This window comes from Polaribacter sargassicola, assembly GCF_021991835.1.
Classification (GTDB): Bacteria; Bacteroidota; Bacteroidia; order Flavobacteriales; family Flavobacteriaceae; genus Polaribacter; species Polaribacter sargassicola.
This window is the reverse complement of sequence record NZ_JAHDAU010000236.1, coordinates 1-282: the sequence shown is the minus strand read 5'-3', so window position 1 is coordinate 282 and position 282 is coordinate 1. Positions and strand designations below refer to the sequence as shown.

The following is a 282-nucleotide window of genomic DNA, read 5'->3' as shown; positions in this document are numbered from 1 at the left end:
CGATTCGCAGGTGCATCGCTTCCTGATCCTGCACAAGGAACTCGATCCCGACGACGACGAACTGACGCGCACGCGCAAGGTGCGGCGCGGTTTCGTCGCCGAGAAGTACGCGGTGCTGATCGATGCGCTGTATTCCGGCAAGCAGACGCAGTTCATCGAAACGCAGGTCAAGTTCGAGGACGGGCGCACCGGCAAGGTCGCCGCCGACCTGCAGATCCGTGACGCGAAGACCTTCCCGGTCTTGCGTCAGGCCGCCTAACCACCACGACAGCGCAGGGATCA

General features: G+C 63.1%; 1 protein-coding gene. It reads left to right on the top strand.

The annotated features are described in order from the left end of the window. A partial coding sequence (locus KI686_RS17745) for an acyl-CoA synthetase family protein (protein WP_237590424.1) occupies positions 1-259 on the top strand: 259 nt, incomplete at its 5' end. Between the last annotated feature and the right edge of the window lie 23 nt (positions 260-282).